The sequence below is a fragment of the Bacillus sp. SRL337 genome, from assembly GCF_984799155.1.
In genome coordinates this window covers 942,083-963,697 of record NZ_OZ481793.1, presented here as the reverse complement: position 1 = coordinate 963,697, position 21,615 = coordinate 942,083, and the positions used below count along the sequence as shown (strand labels likewise).

At 45.6% G+C, this 21,615-nt stretch carries 20 protein-coding genes; 4 read left to right on the top strand and 16 right to left on the bottom strand.

The annotated features are described in order from the left end of the window. Positions 1–135: 135 nt before the first annotated feature. The 13 genes from paaX to AC4E8A_RS04630 form a co-directional block, all read right to left on the bottom strand. On the bottom strand, positions 136–1,011 hold the full coding sequence (paaX, locus tag AC4E8A_RS04690) for a phenylacetic acid degradation operon negative regulatory protein PaaX (protein WP_490197136.1): 876 nt from the start codon (positions 1,009–1,011) through the stop codon (positions 136–138). Between the two features lie 231 nt (positions 1,012–1,242). Then, on the bottom strand, positions 1,243–2,445 hold the full coding sequence (locus tag AC4E8A_RS04685; protein WP_490197135.1) for an acetyl-CoA C-acyltransferase: 1,203 nt from the start codon (positions 2,443–2,445) through the stop codon (positions 1,243–1,245). 16 nt (positions 2,446–2,461) lie between these two features. Then, on the bottom strand, positions 2,462–3,313 hold the full coding sequence (locus AC4E8A_RS04680) for a 3-hydroxyacyl-CoA dehydrogenase (protein ID WP_490197134.1): 852 nt from the start codon (positions 3,311–3,313) through the stop codon (positions 2,462–2,464). Between the two features lie 107 nt (positions 3,314–3,420). Beyond that, on the bottom strand, positions 3,421–4,938 hold the full coding sequence (locus AC4E8A_RS04675) for an aldehyde dehydrogenase family protein (protein ID WP_490197133.1): 1,518 nt from the start codon (positions 4,936–4,938) through the stop codon (positions 3,421–3,423). 229 nt (positions 4,939–5,167) lie between these two features. Further along, the gene (locus tag AC4E8A_RS04670) at positions 5,168–5,941 is read right to left on the bottom strand and encodes an enoyl-CoA hydratase-related protein (RefSeq protein ID WP_490197132.1); all 774 of its coding nucleotides are present in this window, start codon (positions 5,939–5,941) and stop codon (positions 5,168–5,170) included. Between the two features lie 13 nt (positions 5,942–5,954). Continuing rightward, a complete protein-coding gene (locus tag AC4E8A_RS04665; protein ID WP_490197131.1) occupies positions 5,955–6,734 on the bottom strand; it encodes an enoyl-CoA hydratase/isomerase family protein in 780 nt (259 codons plus the stop codon). After that, positions 6,727–7,035, bottom strand: a complete 309-nt coding sequence (locus tag AC4E8A_RS04660; protein WP_490197130.1) for an EthD family reductase — start codon at positions 7,033–7,035, stop codon at positions 6,727–6,729. Before AC4E8A_RS04660 ends, AC4E8A_RS04665 begins: the two co-directional genes overlap by 8 nt. A 209-nt stretch (positions 7,036–7,244) precedes the next feature. Beyond that, positions 7,245–7,742 (bottom strand): 1,2-phenylacetyl-CoA epoxidase subunit PaaD, encoded by a 498-nt coding sequence (gene paaD / locus AC4E8A_RS04655; protein WP_490197129.1) that lies wholly within the window; start codon positions 7,740–7,742, stop codon positions 7,245–7,247. A gap of 6 nt (positions 7,743–7,748) precedes the next feature. Then, complete coding sequence (gene paaC / locus AC4E8A_RS04650; protein WP_490197128.1) at positions 7,749–8,564, bottom strand: 1,2-phenylacetyl-CoA epoxidase subunit PaaC; 816 nt, start codon at positions 8,562–8,564, stop codon at positions 7,749–7,751. Next, complete coding sequence (gene paaB, locus AC4E8A_RS04645) at positions 8,561–8,917, bottom strand: 1,2-phenylacetyl-CoA epoxidase subunit PaaB (RefSeq protein ID WP_490197127.1); 357 nt, start codon at positions 8,915–8,917, stop codon at positions 8,561–8,563. The genes paaC and paaB overlap by 4 nt, the downstream gene beginning before the upstream one ends. A gap of 16 nt (positions 8,918–8,933) precedes the next feature. Further along, on the bottom strand, positions 8,934–9,902 hold the full coding sequence (gene paaA / locus AC4E8A_RS04640; protein WP_490197126.1) for a 1,2-phenylacetyl-CoA epoxidase subunit PaaA: 969 nt from the start codon (positions 9,900–9,902) through the stop codon (positions 8,934–8,936). Between the two features lie 75 nt (positions 9,903–9,977). Continuing rightward, entirely contained in the window at positions 9,978–11,303 is a 1,326-nt protein-coding gene (gene paaK / locus AC4E8A_RS04635; protein ID WP_490197125.1) for a phenylacetate--CoA ligase PaaK, read from the bottom strand. A 577-nt stretch (positions 11,304–11,880) separates the two neighbouring features. Beyond that, positions 11,881–13,659 carry an SgrR family transcriptional regulator gene (locus AC4E8A_RS04630; protein WP_490197124.1) on the bottom strand — a complete coding sequence of 593 codons (1,779 nt, stop codon included), beginning with the start codon at positions 13,657–13,659 and terminating at the stop codon, positions 11,881–11,883. Positions 13,660–13,921: 262 nt separating this feature from the next. On the opposite strand from AC4E8A_RS04630, the gene AC4E8A_RS04625 reads away from it, so the two are divergent. Together AC4E8A_RS04625 and AC4E8A_RS04620 are read left to right on the top strand one after the other, a co-directional pair. Next, on the top strand, positions 13,922–15,151 hold the full coding sequence (locus tag AC4E8A_RS04625) for an MDR family MFS transporter (protein ID WP_490197123.1): 1,230 nt from the start codon (positions 13,922–13,924) through the stop codon (positions 15,149–15,151). Positions 15,152–15,171: 20 nt separating this feature from the next. Beyond that, positions 15,172–15,612, top strand: coding sequence for a GNAT family N-acetyltransferase (locus AC4E8A_RS04620; protein WP_490197122.1), 441 nt, complete (start codon positions 15,172–15,174; stop codon positions 15,610–15,612). A gap of 27 nt (positions 15,613–15,639) precedes the next feature. On the opposite strand, the gene AC4E8A_RS04615 is transcribed toward AC4E8A_RS04620, so the two are convergent. The 3 genes from AC4E8A_RS04615 to AC4E8A_RS04605 form a co-directional block, all read right to left on the bottom strand. Next, entirely contained in the window at positions 15,640–15,834 is a 195-nt protein-coding gene (locus AC4E8A_RS04615) for a hypothetical protein (protein ID WP_490197121.1), read from the bottom strand. Between the two features lie 323 nt (positions 15,835–16,157). Beyond that, a complete protein-coding gene (locus AC4E8A_RS04610) occupies positions 16,158–17,126 on the bottom strand; it encodes a nuclease-related domain-containing protein (protein ID WP_490197120.1) in 969 nt (322 codons plus the stop codon). Positions 17,127–17,392: 266 nt separating this feature from the next. Then, positions 17,393–19,582 (bottom strand): DNA topoisomerase III, encoded by a 2,190-nt coding sequence (locus AC4E8A_RS04605; RefSeq protein ID WP_490197119.1) that lies wholly within the window; start codon positions 19,580–19,582, stop codon positions 17,393–17,395. A 186-nt stretch (positions 19,583–19,768) separates the two neighbouring features. On the opposite strand from AC4E8A_RS04605, the gene AC4E8A_RS04600 reads away from it, so the two are divergent. Both AC4E8A_RS04600 and AC4E8A_RS04595 read left to right on the top strand, forming a co-directional pair. Then, the gene (locus AC4E8A_RS04600; protein WP_490197118.1) at positions 19,769–20,557 is read left to right on the top strand and encodes an ABC transporter ATP-binding protein; all 789 of its coding nucleotides are present in this window, start codon (positions 19,769–19,771) and stop codon (positions 20,555–20,557) included. Further along, positions 20,541–21,296 (top strand): ABC transporter permease, encoded by a 756-nt coding sequence (locus AC4E8A_RS04595; RefSeq protein ID WP_490197117.1) that lies wholly within the window; start codon positions 20,541–20,543, stop codon positions 21,294–21,296. Before AC4E8A_RS04600 ends, AC4E8A_RS04595 begins: the two co-directional genes overlap by 17 nt. Positions 21,297–21,615 lie beyond the last annotated feature (319 nt).

The window sequence follows — 21,615 nt, the reverse complement described above, 5'->3', positions numbered from 1 at the left end:
TTTTTAGTAAAGTTTGCTGCTATTAATACATATCTAAAACTGTAATCCACCTGAAAAATGCGGATAAGCAAGAAAGGCTCGTGCGGGCCCCCCAGTACGATGGATACTTTCAAAATTAACAATCTATACGGCAGCTTAATCTAATATCAATGGGTGATCAAACATGTTATAAGATTGATCTTTATTTGTCAGTTCATTTCCTTCTTGATAGACTTCTTCAAAAAAGTGGGAGGCAGGCTTCGCGAGAATTTTGTAATACTCTCCGAAAAGGGAGGCTGCATGTCCTCCGAGCCATTTTTCCGGCAGCAGTTCTTCCGGGAGACCGGGATCCACAAAGAGGAACTTCCGGTATTCATGCACCAGTTTGGTTCTTTCCACAAAGCATTCGGCCTCCGTCATTTCCCCTTTTTCAATTTTACTTTTATCAATGATGAATTTCTGGCTGTACTCGGAAATGAAGTCCGAATAGCGTTCATTGATCTCCTGCAGATCCCAGCTCTTGCTGATGATTCGCTGATCTTCGTTGGGGCCATCATACTTGGCGATGAAAAAGTCGACATATTGCTTGATGTCATATTTATCTATCAGATCATAAACCTGCTTCTCCAGTTTGTTCGGTGAAATCCAGCAGCTGTTGGAAAGCGTGCCAAAACCACTCCAAACCAGTTCCTTCCGGAGTTCATCCCTGACATGGCGGATTTCTTCCGGAATCGTATACATGAGGATTCTCCATTGGCCATCCCACGTTTCGGTCTGCAGTTTGAAGATACGATGTGCAGCTTCTTCCATCCGTTTCAGGCCTCTACCAGTCAATGAATAATAACTCTTGTTTCCCTGCTTTTCGGACTGTACCCATCCCTGCTTGTTCATTCTGGAAATCGCCGCCCTGACAGCCTGGTCGTTATGGCCGAATTCCCTCAAAAGCTTGATGAGGCTTCCTATCCAAATCTTATTGCCATAGTGGCGGATATAATCTCCATATAAAGTGAAAATCATCGATCTTGTATTCAACCTGTTCGCCTCTTTCTTACTCCTAACAAGACATTCTGTTAAAATAATTATTTTGTGACGTCAAATTTACGTTGACCATTATTCTATCATAATAGAACGTCACTTTTAAACTTAAAAGCGTGACTTTTATCACTTTTATGAAAACTCATATCATGCTGCCAGGCAGGGTGAGTATTATATTGAAAAAATTCCATAAAGACATGCTGCCTCCATGGAATACTATGGACGAAACTATTCGATCCGTTCCACTATTGTGGCGATTCCCTGGCCAACTCCAATACACATGGTTGCCAGTCCATGCCTCACTTTCCTGCGTTTCATTTCATATAAAAGGGTGGTCATTATTCTTGCACCGCTTGCTCCAAGCGGATGCCCGAAAGCAATGGCACCTCCATTGACATTGACCCGCGCTGAATCAAGCCCAAGCTCTCTTATGCAAGCAAGGGACTGAGAGGCAAACGCTTCATTCAATTCTATCAAACCGAGATCCTCTTTATTCATCCCCGCCCTGCTCATGGCCTTTCTGGCAGCGTATATAGGACCAAGCCCCATAACGGATGGTTCCAGGCCGGCAGTGGCCGATACGACATACTTTGCCATTGGCTTCATCCCTAGTTCGCCGGCCTTTTCAGCACTCATTAAAAGCAGCGCTGAAGCTCCGTCATTGACACCTGAGGCATTCCCGGCTGTCACAGTTCCATTTTCAAATAACGGTCTCAATTTAGAGAGCTTTTCCATGCTGGAATCTGCGCGGGGATGCTCATCCCGGTCAACCGTAATTTCATTTCCCTTCCGTTCCTTGTATACGACAGGAACAATCTCTTCATTAAAGACTCCGGATTCCATTGCTTCCTTCGCCTTCAGTTGGCTGTGAAGGGCAAACTCATCCTGTTCCTGCCTTGATACGTTAAATTGCCTAGCAACATTTTCCGCTGTTTCCGGCATGCTGTCCGTTCCATATCTTTGGGCAAATTTGGAATTGACGAATCTCCAGCCGATCGTTGTATCAAACATTTCCATATTTCCCCGCGGAAATTCCTTTTCGGGTTTGGCCATGACAAATGGTGCCCTGGTCATGCTCTCGGTTCCGCCTGCAATGAAGATATCCCCCTCACCTGCGAGGATGGCCCTAGCTGCATAGTTAACCGCATCGAGGCCGGACCCGCATAGACGATTGATAGTGGTTGCACCTGTTTCAACCGGCATACCTGCCAGTAAAGCCGACATTCTTGCCACATTACGGTTATCTTCTCCTGCACCGTTGGCATTTCCAAGGACCACTTCTTCAACTTGCTCCGCCGGCAGCCCAGGGTTTCTGTCCATCAATGCCTTAATGACAACTGCACCAAGATCATCAGGACGGATATTCTTCAGTGCACCTTTATATTTTCCGATGGGTGTGCGGACTGCATCGACAATCACTACTTCTTTCATTGCGGATCCTCCTTTATTACTTTGTGTAGTCATAGACTCCGCGCCCTGATTTTCTTCCGAGCCTTCCTGCTTTGACATATTTCTCAAGCAATGGAGCAGGACGATATTTCTCCCCAAGCTTTTCATGAAGATATTTCAGGTTATTGAGCCTTGCATCAAGTCCTACAAGATCTCCTAACTCAAACGGACCCATCGGGTAATTCAACCCCAATTTGATCGCCTTATCAATTTCTTCAGGTGTGCCGAGTCCTTCCTGCAGCATATAGAAGGCTTCATTACCGACAAGGGCCGATATCCGGCTCGTGACGAATCCAGGAAACTCATTGATTACAACGGTCTCCTTTCCCATTTGCTTAGCTGCTGTTTCCACAAAACGGGCTGTTTCATCACTGGTTTCCAAACCGCGGATAATTTCTACCAACGGCATTTTATGTACAGGATTAAAAAAGTGCATCGCAATGACTTTTTCGGGGCGCTTTGTGAATGAAGCGATCTCCGTTGGACTCATGGTTGAAGTGTTTGTGGCAAAATAACAGGAATCGCTTGCATACTCATCAATTCTTTCGAACACCGACTTTTTGATTTCCGTCTTTTCAGGGACAGCTTCAATCACCAGGTCTACTTCTTTAACAGCTTGGGCCATGTCCGTTGAATACGTTAATCTTTCTTGTGCAGAAACGCTGTCTTCCTTAGAGATTTTCCCGCGGCCCACTCCTTTTTCAAAAATAGATAGGATCTCCCCTTGAGCACTGTCAAGCTGCCTTTGTTCAACATCAACAAGCGTTGTCTGAAATCCGCCGACTGCACTGACATATGCAATCCCTCTTCCCATTACGCCGGAACCGACTACAGCCAGTTTTTTCATCATTCCGCCTCCTCTAAAATCGAGTTTCTTCATTAATATAAGCATCAAGGGACTGGTGCCTATCCGGATGAACCGGATGGACCCTCAGTCCCGAGAAATGCTGGATTATTTTACAAGCCGAATGGGTTTAATGGACGGCTTCCGAAATAGGATATGATACTCTTTGTTTCTGTATAAAGGTCAAGTGTTTCGATACAAAGCTCTCTGCCGAATCCGGACTGTTTGTAGCCTCCGAATGGAGTACCAGGGAATGCAGAGAACGGGCAGTTGACCATGACGATACCGGCTTGGATCGCTTTAGAAACTCTTGTCGCCTTGGCATAATCAGTCGTCCAAAGTGCAGAACCAAGACCATAAACAGTATCATTGGCCAGTTTGATCGCTTCCTTCTCATTGCCGAACTTCATGACAACAACGACTGGACCGAAGATTTCTTCACGTACGGCTTTCATCTCATGATTAACGTCAGTAATGATGGTCGGCTCATACCAGTGCCCATTTTCGAAGCCTTCAACAGATGCCGGTTTCCCGCCGGTAAGGATTGTCGCTCCTTCTTCTTTGGCAGACTGAACATACCCATCAATTGTTTTCACCTGGCTATCATCAATGATGGCACCGATGTGTGTTCCTTTATCAAATGGATCTCCAAGCGAAAGCTGCTTTGTTTTTTCAACGAACTTATCCATGAACTCATCATAGATCTCCTCATGGACGTACAACCTTGAACGAGCTTCACAAGATTGACCCGTATTGTAGAAAATTCCGAACAGTGAGCCATCCACAGCTGCATCCACATCCGCGTCTTCAAAGACGATATTAGGAGATTTTCCGCCAAGCTCCAATGTTACGCGCTTCAGCGTCTGGGAAGCTCTTTCCATGATATTTTTTCCGATTGGCGTCGAGCCTGTAAATGCAACTTTATCGACTTGGTCATGCTCTACGAGATAGTTCCCGATGGTGGATCCTGATCCAGGGATGACGTTGACAACCCCTTGAGGAACACCTGCTTCAACACAGATTTCTCCAAGAACAAGGGCTGTCAGCGGTGTAAGTGATGCCGGCTTTACGACAACGGAACATCCGACAGCAATGGCAGGGGCAATCTTCCAAGCAGCCATCATCATTGGATAATTCCAAGGGATGATCTGTGCACAGACACCTACCGGCTCTTTCTCTGCAACATTCTGGAACTGACCTGGTACATTGTTTACTGTGCCTCGGTGGCCTACAATTGCACCGGCATAGAATTCAAAGTCTTCGATTGCCTGCATAACCTGGCCATGTGCTGCGGATAACGATTTACCGCTGTCCATAATCTCCAATGAAACCAATTCATTAAAACGGGATCTCATTATGCCGGCAATTTTCATCATTATTCTTTGTCGTTTGTTTACAGGGAACTTTTTCCACTTCCCATTATCAAATGCATCCCTTGCTGCCTGGACTGCACGTTCTGCATCTTCCGTTGTTGCTTTCGCGACAGTAGCGATGGCTTGGCCAGTGGCCGGGTTATATGTAGTGAATGTTTCTCCTGATGAACTATCTGTTCTTTCACCATTGATTACCATTCCATAATGTTCACGTTTTGTTTCAAGGACTTCGAAATTTTGTTCTTTTACAGTCGCCATTTCCTCATCTCCTCAATTTTATTAGATCATTTCCGTATTGTTACTTTTTAATGAGAGAGTTGATTTCCATTCCAGGTGCGCGACTCCGCGGAGCGGGCGGTGAGCCTGTGGGGTCTCACCTGTCCCGCTAATCCCGCAAGAGATCGCACACCTTCCACTCCAATCAACCTTTCGTATGTTACTCCAGAAGAATCAGTGTGAAAGCACCAATATTTAGTTGAAAGACATTTTATTTACCCTGGAATACAGGCTTTCTTTTTTCCATGAATGCCGTTACACCCTCTCGGTGATCGCTGCTCTGGCCTGCAATTCTCTGGCCGTATGCTTCTTTATCCAGATACTCTTCCAAACTGGAATCATAGCTCTCATTAAGATACCTTTTTATCAAGCCGATTGCTTTGGTTGGCATATTGGCAAGTCTTTCAGCGTAGTCTTTCACTTCGTTCTCCCAATCATCAAGACTGATGACTTTATTAGCCAGGCCCAGCTCCTCTGCTTTTTCGGCTGAGATTTTTTCACCGAATACAGCAAGTTCCAATGCTTTGGCATGGCCGACCAGGCGGGTCAGATAATACAGGTTACCTGAATCCGGTACGAGCCCTACATGAATGAAGGCTTCTACGAAACTGGCTTTCTCTGATAACAAACGGAAATCACAGGCAAGCGCCAGGCTCATTCCCGCCCCGGCCGCAACCCCATTGACCGCGGCAATGACCGGTTTTTCAAAGGCAGCCAATTCTTTGACCATCGGGCCATAATGGTTCCTAAGGACTTCTCCATGATCCATGTCTTCACTGACTTCGCTTAAGTCCTGCCCGGAGCAGAATGCCCTGCCTTCCCCTGTAATGACAACAGCACGGACCGCTTCATCGCGGGAAGACTGCTTTAGCGCCTTGGCAATCTCGGCGTTCATTTGTGCAATGAAGGCATTGAGTTTATCAGGTCTATTCATCTTGATCCAGGCCACTCCATTGCTGACTTCATAGAGGATCGTCTCAAACATGTTGATCCCTCCTTTACTTCCCTTTATAGTCCGGTTTTCTCTTTTCAATGAACGCTTTCATTCCTTCTTTTTGATCTTCAGATGCGAAGAGCAGGGAGAAGTTCTTGCGTTCATACTGCATTCCTTCATATAACGAGTAGTCTACAGCCTTATGGACAGACTCCTTTATCAAGCGGATTGATAAAGGAGGCTGTTTGGCCAGTTTGGCAGCAAACCTTTTTGTTTCTTCCAATAAAAGCTCCCTGGCTACGACACGGTTAATGATCCCTAAGTGATAGGCTTCACGGGCAGGTATCCGGTCACCGGTCATGAGCCATTCCATTGCCCTCGTCTTGCCGATAAGCTTGGTCAGCCTCTGAGTTCCACCCGCGCCGGGCATCACGGCCAGATTGACCTCTGGGAACCCAAACTCTGCATCATCGGCAGCAAACAAGAGGTCACAGCACAAGGCCATTTCAAAACCGCCGCCCAATGCAAAGCCTTGTACAGCTCCAATTATAGGTTTTTTCACAGCCGCAATCCGGTCCCAGTCTGTAAACTGGTTCAGCAGTTCAAAATCGATGGCACTGTCATTGGCCATTTCATCAATATCGGCTCCGGCTGCAAAGGCCCTCCCCTTACCTGAGAGAAGAATGACTTTGACATTTTGATCGCGGTCGAATTGTTCAAAGGCCGTGAGAATCTCCGACACCATTTGCCTGTTGATGGCATTCAGTACCTGAGGGCGGTTCAGTTCGACTAAACCAATGCCATTCTCGACACCGACATTGATATGCTCAAACGTCCTATTCATTCACTTCTTCACCGATCATCAATGTAACGAGATCGCCGGCAAAAGACATAAGATCCTTTCCGGAAGCTTTACCTTCATCAGTTTTCAAAGCCGTCTTCAAGGCGTCATGGCTGTCATAAAACATTTCACACATAAGATAGTATTTGCCTTCTCCGCCCATTGGCGAGCCGACAATCTTAGTCACTTTCATTTCTCTTAAACCGGGGATCTTAGCTGTGATCGGTGCATGCGTATTGAAGTAATGCTCGTCAAATTGCTCCTTGTTTTCAGGATGTTTGTAAAGTGCGATTAGTTTTACCATTGAAATCTCTCCTTTTTATTAGAAAATAACCGTTGATTTCCACTCCAGGCGAGTGACTCCACGGGGCGGGCGCCCGGCCACCTCGGCTGCGCCTGCGGGGTCTCACCTGTCCCGCTTCTCCCGCAGGAGATCACTCACCTTCCGCTCCAATCAACTCTTACTTAAAAACCAAGTAACCTTTAGAAAAGCCCATGATATCAAGCACTGTTTCACATAATAGTAGATATCGGTTTCATTGCTTCGAATGGGTTCTTGCACTGTTTGCAGTACAGGATGCTTCTGCAGGCGGTGGGGCCGAAGATGTTATCCATTGTTGTGTAAGGTGAATTACAATATGGACAATCAACCTTCCACCCGCCGTCATCGTCCAGTTTCTCCGGCGGCGGTGCGATGCCGAATTCTTTGAGTTTCTCCCTGCCAACCACGGTTACCCGGTCGGATGTCCATGGAGGACTGAATAGGAAGTCCACATCTGTCTCCGTGACTCCTGGATCCGCCAGCAAGGCTTTTTCGACATTGGCCTTGATGATTTCCAATGCTGGACACCCCATGAATGTCGGCAGCATTCTTACGGATGCCTTGCCGCCCTGGAATTCAGCCTGTTCAACCATTCCCAATTCGACTATGCTGATTGAATCGATCTCAGGGTCTTTCACCTGCTGAAGTATGTTTAGTATGCGTTCATCTTTTACGGTCAATTGAATCATTCCCTTTTACCAGGCCGCTGCTGGATCTGAGTTGTAGACTTCGCTCAATGTGCCGATGGCCTGTTCAAGGTCCGGTGTATGCACCTTGTTCCGGCCGTTCCCTCTCTTCATTTCCAGTTGGGGAATTGAAAGATTGCAAGATTCAAAAATTGGCTCCACAGCATTTTTCCACCGGACCATGAGCATATCCCCGCCTTCAATCAATCCTGCTTTCGCCATCTCTTCTCCCTGGTCTCCCAAGGACAGGACTCCTGCAAAATCTGCTGCTGTCTTTTCAACTGCATCCATCATGCGTTTTCTTGCTTCACCGCCCGCATTCATCAGCTGGGAGAACCATGTCTTCCAATGCAGCAGGTGATAATAGAGTTCCATGTTCACCTTGACTGCTGCCTCAGCCAAAGGCTGATAAGAAGAATTCTTCAATGATTCGATTTTGACCTTTTTTGCCTGGGTATAGAAATAATTCCTGACCACTGCGAAGGCCCAATCGTAATTCGGCTCCATCAGATAGGTTCCCGGGCCATTGACTTCTTCTAAAATGATGGCATTGCGTCGTTCCTCTGCTCCTCTGGCATGGGCCAGGCTGTTCATTTCTCCTTCTTCTAGATTTTCAAGCAGCCTGTAGAACATAGCCGCATGCCCCATGGTATCCTGATTGATGGATGAGAATGCGACATCCTCTTCGATATGGGGAGCAAGCCCCAGCCATTCCGAACCTCGGTAGGCAATGATGAAATCATCATCTGCCAATTGATACAGAAGCTCAACCAGTGCCTGTTTGTATGCTTGATCTTTCACTTCCGCTGCACTGCCCACCTTCATGATTTCTTCGCCTTCCCTTCCCAGGATAAGATCTCTTTCTCATCCAGCATTTCCTGTTCATATTGACGCCACTTTTTCTTCAAATATCCGTAGCCTTTGGCATTTCGGTAATCCTTGTTATCCAGACGCTGAAGCGTTTCCTTTTCCTCCTGGTCCATCTTTCTGATATCGGTTCTCTTCACAACCCAGATATCCGTTGCAGGCTCCCTTCTCAAGAAATTTTCCTGTGCCATCACAAGCGCAATTTCCTGATTGGGTGCCAGCAGGCTGAACTGATGCTGCATCGGGGCGTTATCGGTCCTCCTGCTGAATACTTCATACTCCTGGTAAAAATTCCTGCTCTTATCAGACATGTACACCGTCCCCCTTTTATCCTGCCGCAGTATCTCCGCTCAGTGCTTCACGGACCCAGGCGTTATTTTCATAAGAAATCTTCCGCAGATTTAATCTCTCTTTTGATTTGGGACCATTATTTTTCACGATTTCCTTGAATCGGCTCCAATCAGGCTGTTGATATATCCACTCTTCTTTTTCTTTGTCAAAGTACATCGTTTCATCCGGAAGTGTCAGTCCGAGCGAAAGGATTCTAGGTACGTATTTTGAGAAAAAGTCCTGCCTCAACTCTTCATTTGTTTTTGTACGGATTCCATACTTAATGGTAATATCCTGTTTGGAAGAACCTGTGGTAGCCGCACTTCCAGGACCGAAGAACATCAGCAGTGATTCCCACCAGCGGTCAACGGATTCCTGTACCATGGTTTTCTGCTCCGGAGTTCCTTCTGCCAGTGCCATGATGATGGCTTCACCATGCTGGGCGTGGAATACTTCCTCTGCGCAAATCCGTTTCAACGCTCTTGCATAGGGTCCATAAGACGCCCCCAACATGTTGGTTTGCGTAATGATGGCAGCACCATCGACCAGCCAGCCGATCAAACCGGCGTCTCCCCATGTAGGGGCCTCCATATGAAATACGTTATGAAACTTCAAATCCCCGGAAAATAAATCCTGCATGATTTCTTCTCGAGTTTTTCCATACGGCTTCATTAAATCTTCGGCAACACGTAGAAGCAGCTGCCCATGGCCCATTTCATCCTGCACCTTGGCCATGATTCCGAGCTTCCTTCCAAGCGTAGGGGCTTTCGGCACCCATTCTTTTTCCGGAAGTGCGCCCATTATTTCACTGATTCCATGCATGGAAATCAATTTAATCAATGTCTTTCTGTACTCATCGGGCATCCAGTCATCTGCTTCAATTTTCTCCCCTGCTTCAATCCGCTTCATAAAGTGCGTCATCTTTTCGTCTTCAGTCAACGCGGTAAATGATGCTGTATCACTCATGTAAAACCCTCCTTGAATAACGTATTTCCAACGTTGTGTGTTTATGTTGTGATACTATTTAAATTCAAATTTTTTTCACACTTCAATTTCGCTCTCCCGCTTATCCAGTATCCTTACGGCTTTACCTTCAGAGCGGGGAATCGAATTTGGCTGATTTATTCTTACATCCATCGAAACGAGACAGCTGCTTTTCATGATTTCCTCTATCTTTTTTGTGAGGAGGAAGATGGTTTCGTGTTCCATGTTTTGTTGAAGACCAATAAACACGTCTTCCTTTATTTCCACATGCAGCTCGACGGAATCCAGCGTTCCCTGACGAGTCAGGTGGAGCTGATAATGGGGCGACAGCTCTTCAACGGTCAAAAGGTAATGCTCAACCTCTGAAGGATAAACGTTCACTCCGCGGATGATCAGCATATCATCCACCCGTCCTTTCACACGGGACATTTTGACGGTTGTCCTGCCGCATGAGCAGTTACCATATGACAAAGAAGCGACATCTCCTGTTCTGTAGCGGATAATCGGTAACGCTTCCTTTGTCAGGGAGGTAAAAACCAGCTCTCCTTCTTCACCGGGCGGTAACGATTCCAGTGTAACAGGGTTGATGACCTCAGGAATGAAATGATCCTCTGCAATATGCAGTCCTGATTGATCTTCGTGGCATTCCATCGCCACACCAGGACCGACCACTTCACTTAGTCCGTAGATGTCACAGGCTTTAAGGTTCCATTTCTCTTCAATTTTCTGCCGCATCTTCTCAGACCATGGTTCAGCGCCGAAGATGCCATATTTAACAGATGTTTTGGCAGGATCCTTCCCCTGCTCTACCATCTTTTCTGCGATATTGAGAATATAGGAAGGCGTACCGCAAATGACCGCCGGCTTAAAGTCTTCGATGAGGGTTATTTGTCTTTCCGCATTCCCTCCCGACACAGGCACCGTTACCAAACCGAGACGCTCACTGCCATAATGGAGTCCGAGCCCTCCGGTGAATAATCCATAGCCATAGGCATTATGCAGGAATTCACCTGGCTTCCCGCCGCCGATCGCAATTGCACGCGCGACGATTTCACTCCACATATCGATGTCACGTTGTGTATAGCCGACAACAGTCGGTTTGCCGCTTGTCCCCGAAGAAGCATGAACCCTTACAAGTTCATGCTGGGGTACTGCAAAGAGACCGAACGGATAATGCTGCCGCAAATCAGCTTTAGTGGTGAAAGGCAGAAGCTTAATATCCTCCAAAGATTGAACATCATCCGGTTTCATCCCCCTGTGATCAAACTGTTCTTTGTAAAACGGGACATTAGAGTACACATTTCTTACTGTCTGCCGCAAACGCGAAAGCTGTATCTTTTCAATCTCGCTCCTGCAAGCGGTTTCAATTTCATGTAAAATCACTCACTGTTTCCCCCTTTATTTGACCATGACCCTCTTCCCTTTACTTATCTTCTATTTTGTATAACGCTTTTTATTCGTAATATGTTTATTTTGTTATATAACTACATTTAAAAGATAACGTGAAACCCTTGAAATGTCAATATATTTTCTGAAAATTATATTTTTTCAGCGTTTTTCCATTGAGTTATGGACGATGTGGAGGGATCTTGTAGTGAGGGTTCGATCGAGGGCCTATATTCGCCTCGTTTCTCTTTCTCATTGGCCCATTTACTTCCTTTATGGACCAACACCTTCTCGCTTCACCTTTCTCATTGGCCCATTTACATCCTTTATGGACCAACACCTTCTCGTTTCACCTTTCTCATTGGTCTATTTTCTCTCTTTTTGGGCCAACATCCCTTTGGCTCCCCTTTCTCATTGTCCTATTTACTCCCTTTTTGAGCCAACATCCTCTTGTCTTCCCTTACGGTTCAATGTGACTCTTCCATGGCTGCTCCGTTGGAACGGGAAGCCTTTAGTGCGTATTCCACAATTTAAATCAATAAAAAAACAGGCGATCAATATCGCCCGCATATCCTCATTTTCGTTTAAACCAAATACCGTAAAAATCGATCCAGCCCTGCGAGTTGATCAATGCCTGCTGGATGCTCTCATCGCTTTCCAACTCGGACATATTTTTATACAACGGAAGCATCTGATAGTTTTTCAGTACTCTTTCTTCTATTATATAGAGCTGTTTCATCCGTTCTTCTGGGTTGGATATCGCTTTTAGGTGGTCTGCCTCTTTCAAAACCATCTCTCTTTGCTCCTCGGGGAGGTGATGCCAAACCGGACTTGTTTCAGCAAAAAGCAATTGGAGAAAGCTAAATTCCTCCTGCTCAGTGATAGTGGCACTATCGTGAATGATATCGGCTTTTTCCATGGTCTCCTTTTTTAAAAGCTCCTCTGCAGGAAGAAAGACATTTTTAATGTTGATTCCGAATCGACTGCACCTCTGTTTCAGCCATTCTGAATCCTCTACATGATCCCTGTCCTGGAACGTATACAAAATCAAATCCTCTCCATCGTAATTACTTTGGTCCAGCAGTTCCTTCCCTCCCAGATGGGTGCTGAAATCTAAATTAGCCCGTAAGAAGCAAGATGCAGCCTCCTGACGAAACTCTCCAAGTTCCTCCACCAGAAGTGAAGGGTCCACTATTGCTTTAAAAGCAAGACGAAACAAAGGATCATCCATCGGCCCTGATTTCCTGCTGTTCAATGACAGGAATTGCACATTCCTTTCCATCCTTTTTACCCTTTTTCTGCTTTTGTCATCCTTCCCTTTTTCCCGGTAGTAGCCGAACTCCACCTCTGTTTTTCCTGGTGTCCTGTCCCTGAGCTCATCCGGAACATTCCAGAACTCGACAGCGTCCAGGAATGACCGCTCCCTAAAGTAATGTTCATTCGCTTCCAGTACCAGCATCGAACCATCATTTTTCACCAGCCGGAATGGGCCTGTCCCAACCAGTGACTGCTGAAAGATTTCACTGCATGCACTCTTGCTTATGATGGATAAGTGCTCATCGCTCATAATGTGAAGAAGCAGGAAGTTGGGACGGTTCAGCTTCAGCTTGATGCAATACTCATTTATGACAACCGCCTCTTCTACATCTGCAAGCATCCATCCATAAGGATTATCCTCATATGAAAGAAAGCGGTGTATGCTGTACTGTATATCCACAGAGGTCAGCCGGGTTCCATCGTGAAACTTCACGCCCTTGCGGATATAGAACAGCCATTCATCTCCTGTTTGATTATGCTCCCAATGAAAGGCGAGACGGGGCTCAACCAACTCTTTTTCTTCATTATAAAAAACCAGCGTGTCACAAACATGCTTAAGGATATGGCATTCTGATCGGAGGGTTGCAAGCATGGGATCAAGCGGTAAAAATGGCTGTTTTCCATATTTCATCCTCAGTACATCCCGGGGCTTGTTATTTTTTGACTCGGCACTGTAACCAAAAAGCGTTTCAAGCCAGAGCTCGAATTGTTCCTTCAAGCCTCTGATTTCCCTGCTGTATTCACTAATCAATTCCTTGGCCCCCGCGAGCTTCCCTTTTTTCACAAGGGTTTTGCTTTCATCAAACAAGAGATCTGCCGGCTCTTTCAAAAATGTCAGGGTGGATTTATTGCCTCTCCCTCTGCCGGGGGACCACTCCACCCATCCTTCCTGCTCCCATTTTCCTATAGTCAGCTTGCTGTTCCTTGGCGTACAAAACAATACCTCAGAAACACCCGAGAGAGAAATCTCATTTTCCTTTTTCAATTCTGTCTTTAAAGATAAAAATAATCGTACATAATGCTCTAATGTCGTCATGGAAACTTCCTTTCATAAAGGAGCTTTTCTCAGCCTTTGCTGCTGCTTACTGCAATTCCCAAAAAATAATTCATCTAAAATACCCTGGTAAGCAAGAAAATCTGTTCTCCCTGTTGAAAGAAAAAACCTCTTGGAGCCTGTTTGAAAGCAACAGTCTCTGCGGAGCATCCATAAAAGATGAAGTACTTCATACAGTATTTCTACCCTTTTTCATCTTTTTCCTTCTTACTAAAATAAATCTACAAGAAAGGACTGATGAATTATGATGCGGAAGTTTTTGAATCGCTACCCAGGGTTGGTTTGGATCCGGGTTTTCGGCGAAATGCTGACCAGTATAACGGGATCCATGCTGGCCCCATTTCTGATTATCTACCTTTACGACAAGCTTGACGGAAATATACTGCTGCCGATGGTGATTGTCGGCTTGCAGCCACTTTCAGAAATCATCATCACCTTTTTAGGAGGCGGTCTTACCGACAGGATCGGGAGGAAAAAAATTATCGTTGCTGGCCTTGCCCTGCAGGCAGGAGCAATGGCAGGGTTTATCTTTGCTGAATCAGTCTGGCTGTTTGCCTTACTCTATATCCTGAATGGTGCCGGCCGTTCTGTATATATCCCCGCACAACGGGCACAAATCGCCGACTCGGTTGAAAACAGCATTCGCTCTGAGGTTTTTGCTTTAATCAATACGGTAGGCGCTGCAGGGATGGCGCTTGGGCCGGTGATTGGTTACTTCGTTTATACTCAGGAGCCTGGGATCATCTTTGGACTGCAGGCTGCGGCACTGACCATCTACCTGGCTGTTGTTTGTTTCAAACTTCCGGAAACAATCCCTGTTGAAAGTGGAGAAACCGGCACTCTAAACGGCAGAATCAAATTGAGGACTTTTCTATCTCAACATACCTATGTATTGAGCTTGATGGCTTTCAGTCTGCCGATCAGCTTTTTCTATGCACAAACAGAAACCAATTATCGAATATACCTAGAAGAATTGTTTCCTGAATTTTTGGCAGTCCTTACAATTCTCGCTTCCATCAAAGCTGTTATGTGCATACTGCTTGAAATCCCCCTGGTAAGGTGGAGCAATAGATTCTCACTGAACAAAATTTTGATCATTTCCTACAGTCTTTATTTCATTGCCGCTTTATCATACGGCTTTTCAACTTCCCTGCTGCTCCTCATTCTGACACAGTTAATTGTGACAATCGCAGAAAGCATTGGCTTAAACCGATTGCTTAATCATATATCGGAAATAGCCCCTTCTACTAAACGCGGCCTCTACTTTGCGATATATGGCACTCATTGGGACATTTCCCGGATGGCAGGACCTTTCCTGGGAGGATTGATACTGATGGAATGGGGCGGCGCTGTCTTGTTTTTACTTTCAGCCCTTTTACTCTTTCTCGGCGGAGTGGCACAATTATCCATTCAGCAGGCAGCGAAGGATTCCAGCTCACCTATATTAAGGAAACTTATGTTAAAATCTAAATAAAACATTGGGAGACTGCTACCATGGAATTTCGAGAGGCAACCGAAGTTGAATTAGAAGAGATATATGAACTGGCAGGCGATAACAGGAGAGAAGCTGTAAACATCGATGCAGAAGATAACCGGCAGAAAATGATAGAATCCTACGAGCATTCATTGAAGCACAATGCTTATTTCCTCTGTTTAAAAGAACGTGATGATCTCCTTGGCTGGGTCATGATAGACAAAGCATTCGACTACCTCACGGGAAATGAAGTCGGCTGGATTAATGATCTGTACGTGAAGCAGAACTATCGCGGGAAAGGATACTCCAAGCTGCTCATCAAAGAGGCATTTAAAAGGTTCCAAGACAACGGGTACCATGACGTCAGGCTGAATGTCTACGCACATAATGAAAAAGCAATGAGGCTGTATGCAAAAATGGGATTCCAGGATGTCAGCAAATTTATGAAAATGACATTATAAAAGCTTGAGACTAGGTCTCAAGCTTTTTTATGCCGATTGGCTGTCCTGCCGTTTTTTCTCTCTTTTAAAAAAGGACGCTCCTTTTTGGAAGAGGCGTTTGCATTTTTTCCATTTCGATTCCCGTTCCAATCCCAGCTGTTTATTTAACACAAAATAAATCACTTCTTCTACCACTGCGAGCAGAACCACGGCTGCCACCGCTATCCAAATCCACATCGCCATCAATCAACCGACCCCTTTCTACTATCCGTCCTTTAATCATCTTTATTCTTATAAGTACCACAAAATGACAAATGGGCAAACGTGAATTTTTGGTTTGAGAGGCGGAGGCGGGCGGTGTCCGATGTCGAATATCAATCATGGTTTGTCGTTTATCGACTATGGTTTGTCGGATATCGATCAAGCTATGTCGAATATCGACTGTTGTTTGTCGGATATCGATTAAACTATGTCGAATATCGACAAAACGGGTAAGCTGCTGCCTATATCTTACTACGAGAAAGTTAAAACCCTGGCTTCAGCCAGGGTCAACAAATCTATTCGAATCAAATGCTATTAATTATATATATCCTGGATTTTGTGTCTCCAATTGAACCTGCACACGAACTCCTAAGAAGATGTTTGGCAATAGACTGAGATTTAATATTCAAAAATTCTCTTGCCTCTTTATTTGTAATTTTATTATTAATGAGCAAAGAAAAGTCTTTTAATGCCTGCAGATGCGTAGTCTTCGAAGTTCTATTACATTTGCTGCAACTCCATCCTCCTTTTTTTCTAATTAAAGGAACATGCTTACAACTCTGACATTGCACTCCAGTTAATACATCTTTTCTTGGAATCCCATACCTTTTAAGAATATCTGTTACTAATGTGGAATGGGATTGAAGAAGCAAAGTAGATAAATAATGAAGCTGTGATTCATTCGTACGTTCATGGGGATATTTCTTTTTTAGTTCGGAAATTTTAAAGTAGAGGGAATCTTTGTGGATTACTTTTTCAGGAATTGTCTTATCACCAGGGGAAGTTTGTAGAATAGCTTTACTGGAAGTACTTACAACGAGTGTTTCTATAGGCAATAGATTCACACTATGGGACTTGATCCAGGCAGTCAATTGGTTTTTATGCATTTCCACCTGAGTAATGGGGTCAGAGAAGGGTTGTTTCAAGTTGTCTTCTGTAATTCTGGTAAACTGATTAAAATCGGGATCAAATTGTAGAATCCCGGCTATTCTTTTTACTTCGAGTATTAAGATAAACCATTTGGAGACAAGCAAATTGTCTATCTGAAAATAGTGACGGCCGTCGAATAAGCGGATACCTTGAAAGATATAAAACTCTTCTTCCGCCAGAAAACCCAAAGCATAATCGACACTTTGTTCTCCCCTGAAGCCTGTCCATCTGTTCAACAGGTGCTGAGCTACAAGTTCCTTTTTCACATGATGAACTGGAAGACGGCGATCTAATGCTTCCATTTGCACTATTGTCATAGGTATCTCTCTGTGTTTAACGATCATTGCACCACTCCTTTTCTATTTGCTTATTATTATTCGTTGTTAGATATGAGATTTCTTTTTTAACAACTGGTTCATGTCGTATTACGACTAAAAATTGTCGTTTTTTAACCAAATACTGTCGAATTTCAACTATTCTTTGTCGAATATCGACCCAACTATGTCATTTTTCGACCAAGCGACAGGTTTCGACAACCACTCCACGCCGCACCTAACCCGCCACCGCAACCCGAAAAAACCCCCAGGCCAAAGCCTGGGGACAGAAACGATCATTTATCCAATTTCAATTTAGCAAGCGCATCCGCAAGTGCGGTGTTGACCGGTGCGTCATCCTGCTTCTTCATGTACTTATTGACGTCATGTTTGGAGACCTTGCTGTTCTTTTCTTTCTTTCTTCTCTCATTAAATGTCGAAAGTTTTTCCCTGTGGCCGCAGACACATGTGAACATCTGGCCATCTCCTTCGCCGCGAAGGTCCAGCCGCTTGTGGCAATTCGGGCAGCGGGCGTTGGTTTTCTTGCTGACGTTCTTTCTGTAGCCGCACTCCCTGTCCTTGCATACAAGCTTTTTGCCATGTTTATTCTTCACTTCCAGCATTAAGTTGCCGCAGTCCGGACATTTGGTTCCTGTTATGTTATCGTGAGCGAACTTCTTGGTGCTGTTTTTGATTTCATGAACGGATTTTTTCGTATAATCCTTGATTTCACTAATAAAAGCATTCTTATTCAGTTTGCCTTTTGATATAGCTTCAAGCTTCTGCTCCCATTCGGCTGTCAGGGCAGGCGACTTCAATTCATCCGGTGCCAGATCCAATAGCTGTTTTCCTTTGGAGGTGATCATGATTGACTTCCCTTTATTTTCAATCACCCCGGAGTTGAATAATTTCTCGATGATATCTGCACGGGTAGCGACTGTTCCCAGTCCTCCAGCAGAACTGATGGTTTTGAGGAGGTCTTGATTTTCACCAGCCATATATTTCTTTGGATTCTCCATGGCCGATAGAAGTGTCCCCTCATTGAACCTGCCCGGCGGCTGGGTTTGCCCTGTTGTTCTTTCAATAGAAGAAACAGGCAGCACATCGCCTTTCTCAATCTTAGGCAAAGTCTGGTCCGCCAGTCCTTCTCCATTATCTTCGCTGACAGTTTGGCGGTCGAAGATTTCCTTCCATCCCTGCTCGATGATGCGTTTGCCTTTTGCGGCAAACTTCTCCCCGGCGATTTCTGCTTCGATGGTAGTCTGTTCATATTGGAAAGGCGGCAGGAACATGGCAAGGAACCGTTTAACCACCAGGTCATAAATTTTCCGTTCCTTGTCGCTCAATGAATTTAAGAAGGCTGTCTGCTCAGTCGGAATGATGGCATGGTGATCGGACACCCTGCTGTCATCAACGAATGCTTTTCCTAACTTCGCTGTACTCTTCATCGCTTTAGCGGCAAGCTGGTTGTATGGTTTGATGGAAACCGCTTGGATGCGGTCTTTCAGTGTATCAACAATATCACTGGAAAGATGGCGTGAATCTGTCCGCGGATAAGTCAACAGCTTATGCTGCTCGTACAGCTTCTGCATGATTGACAGTGTTTCTTTAGCAGAATAGCCGAAGATTTTATGGGCATCCCGCTGCAGCTCTGTTAAGTCATACAGCTGGGGAGAGTAGCTTTTCTTCAAACTCTTATCGACGGAAGTCACATTAGCTTTCTTCTCGCCTTTCAGGTTCCCCAGTACTTTTTCCATGAAGTCTTTGGAAAAAGTACGGTATTCATTCGTTTTGCGGTCTTGCCATGTCAGAGTTAGGTCACGGCTCTTCGCCTTCACTCCATAAAACGGTTTTGGCTTGAAGTTTTTGATTTCCTCTTCACGCTGGGCAATGATTCCAAGGGTCGGCGTCTGGACCCTGCCGCAGGAGAGCTGGGCGTTATGCTTCACTGTCAAAGCACGCGTGGCGTTCATCCCGACATACCAGTCTGCCTCGGACCGCGCCTGGGCAGCGGCAAAAAGATTCTCATATTCTTTCCCGCTCTTCAGTTTGCGGAATCCTTCCTTTATCGCCTTATCGGTGACAGAGGAAATCCACAAGCGCTTAACCGGTTTGTTAACACGCGCCTTTTCAATGATCCAGCGGGCGACGAGCTCCCCTTCACGGCCAGCATCTGTCGCTATGACAATCTCTTTCACGTCCTGGCGGGTCATTTGGCTTTTCACCGCGTTAAACTGTCTGCCCGTTTTCTTGATGACGACGAGTTTCAGATTATCCGGCATCATTGGCAGGTCTTCAATTCTCCATGTCTGGTATTTGCTGTCATAGGCATCCGGCTCAGCAAGGGTGACCAGGTGGCCCAATGCCCATGTCACGATGTACTTATCTCCTTCAATAAAGCCGTTTCCTTTTTTATGGCAATTCAGCACAGCAGCGATATCCCTGCCGACTGACGGTTTTTCAGCTAAGACTAATGTTTTACTCAATCAAAACAATCCTTTCCTTTGCGAATGAACGCATAGTATCTTCATTATACAGGATTCCTCCTCACAATTTAAGGAAGGACTTCCGACCTGGAAAATAGGCTATCCTTGACAATCATGAAGAATAGAATATAATTAACCTTTGTATTCCGACTTTTTTTATATGAATTATAAGAATAGGTGATTGATATGTTTATAAATATAGAAAGCCTCAATAAGCAATTCCATGATAAGGATGGCCAGCCGATATCAGTCCTGAAGGACATCGATCTGACCATTGAGAAAGGCGAATTTGTTTCCATTCTCGGCCCGTCAGGATGTGGTAAATCCACCCTCTTGAATATTGTTGCGGGGCTGACTTCCGCTTCATCCGGTGTTGTCGAAGCAGCGGGACAATCCATTAAAAAACCAGGCAATGACAGAGGAATGGTCTTTCAGCAAGCGGCTTTATTTCCTTGGCTGAATGTTCTGGATAATGTCACGTTCCCCCTTAAGAAAGAGCTGTCTAAAAATGACGCGGCAGAACAGGCAAAAAAATACTTGAAAATGGTGCAGCTGAGCAACTACCTTCACCATTATCCGCATGAACTTTCCGGCGGGATGCAGCAGCGTGTCGCCATTGCCCGTGCTCTGGCAATGAATCCGGAAATCCTTCTGATGGATGAACCATTCGGAGCTCTTGACGAACAGACGCGTTCACGACTGCATCAGCAGCTTGAACAAATCTGGGTGGATACAAAGAAAACCGTGATGTTCGTAACGCACAGCATCTCTGAATCTATCAAGCTTTCAGACCGGATCATTGTCATGGGGACCCGCCCGGGAACAATCATCGCCGATATTAAGGTGGATATTCCTCGTCCGCGTGAAGATCACAAAGAAGAGATGATCGCAATCGAGGAAGAAATCATGGTCCATCTCAAGAAAGAAATCGATAAAGTAGTCAGCGAGGAATTAGCCTATGAAGCCAATAGTTAAAAAAATCATATTCTTTGCAGTGGTCCTTCTGCTCTGGGAAGGCGGTGCACGATTAGGATTGTGGCCGAAAATCATCCTTCCTGCTCCAACCGATGTCTATCAATCATTAAGAATCGGTTTCTCCGACATGACGCTTGTCTATGACCTGATCGCCAGCTTCAGACGATTGTTTATCGGTCTCGGAATCGCCCTTTTGATTGGAACCTCTATAGGTGTCCTCCTAGCCAAATCCAAAACGGCAGATGACACACTCGGTTCCCTGCTTCTCGCATTCCAAAGCGTGCCAAGTATTGTGTGGCTGCCATTGGCGATCATGTGGTTTGGAATGAATGAAACAGCTGTCATTTTTGTTGTCGTGCTTGGCGGAACGTTCGTCATGGCCCTTAACATCCGTACGGGGATCAAAAATGTGCCGCCTTTGTTTACACGCGCCGCACAGACCATGGGATCTAAGGGGATTGACCTTTTCATCCGGGTGACACTCCCCGCTTCCGTCCCTTATGCCGTCACAGGTGCAAGACTTGCCTGGGCATTTGCCTGGAGAGCTTTAATGGCAGGTGAACTGTTAAGTACCGGTCCTGGTCTTGGGTACACGCTCCGTTATGCTTCAGACTTCGGAGACATGTCCCTTGTTATCGGCGTCATGATCATCATCGGGGTCATAGGTGCCATCGTCGACCAGCTGATTTTCTCACGTATAGAAAAATCCGTGTTGAGACGCTGGGGGCTTCAATCGTAATAACAAATCTGGTCTTTTATAAGTTCTAAGGACGATTGGATCAGATGGTGTACGAATTCCTGCGGTATAAGCCGGACAGGCGAGACCAAGGTTACATCCCCACCGGAACGTAACCCCACAGGGCACAGCCTATGAGTCTTATCTAGTTCCAGCGACTAGCGGATTTCAGTCTCTCTCCTTTCGATAAGTCATCATCGGCTCACCAGTTCGTCGTGATTCCTTTATCTCATGCGAGAGACATCCAACGCGTCGGTCGCTGAACGGCCGCTCTCGCTTTTTAGGTGACCGCCCTCCCCGCGGAGTCGGCCACCTGCAGCAG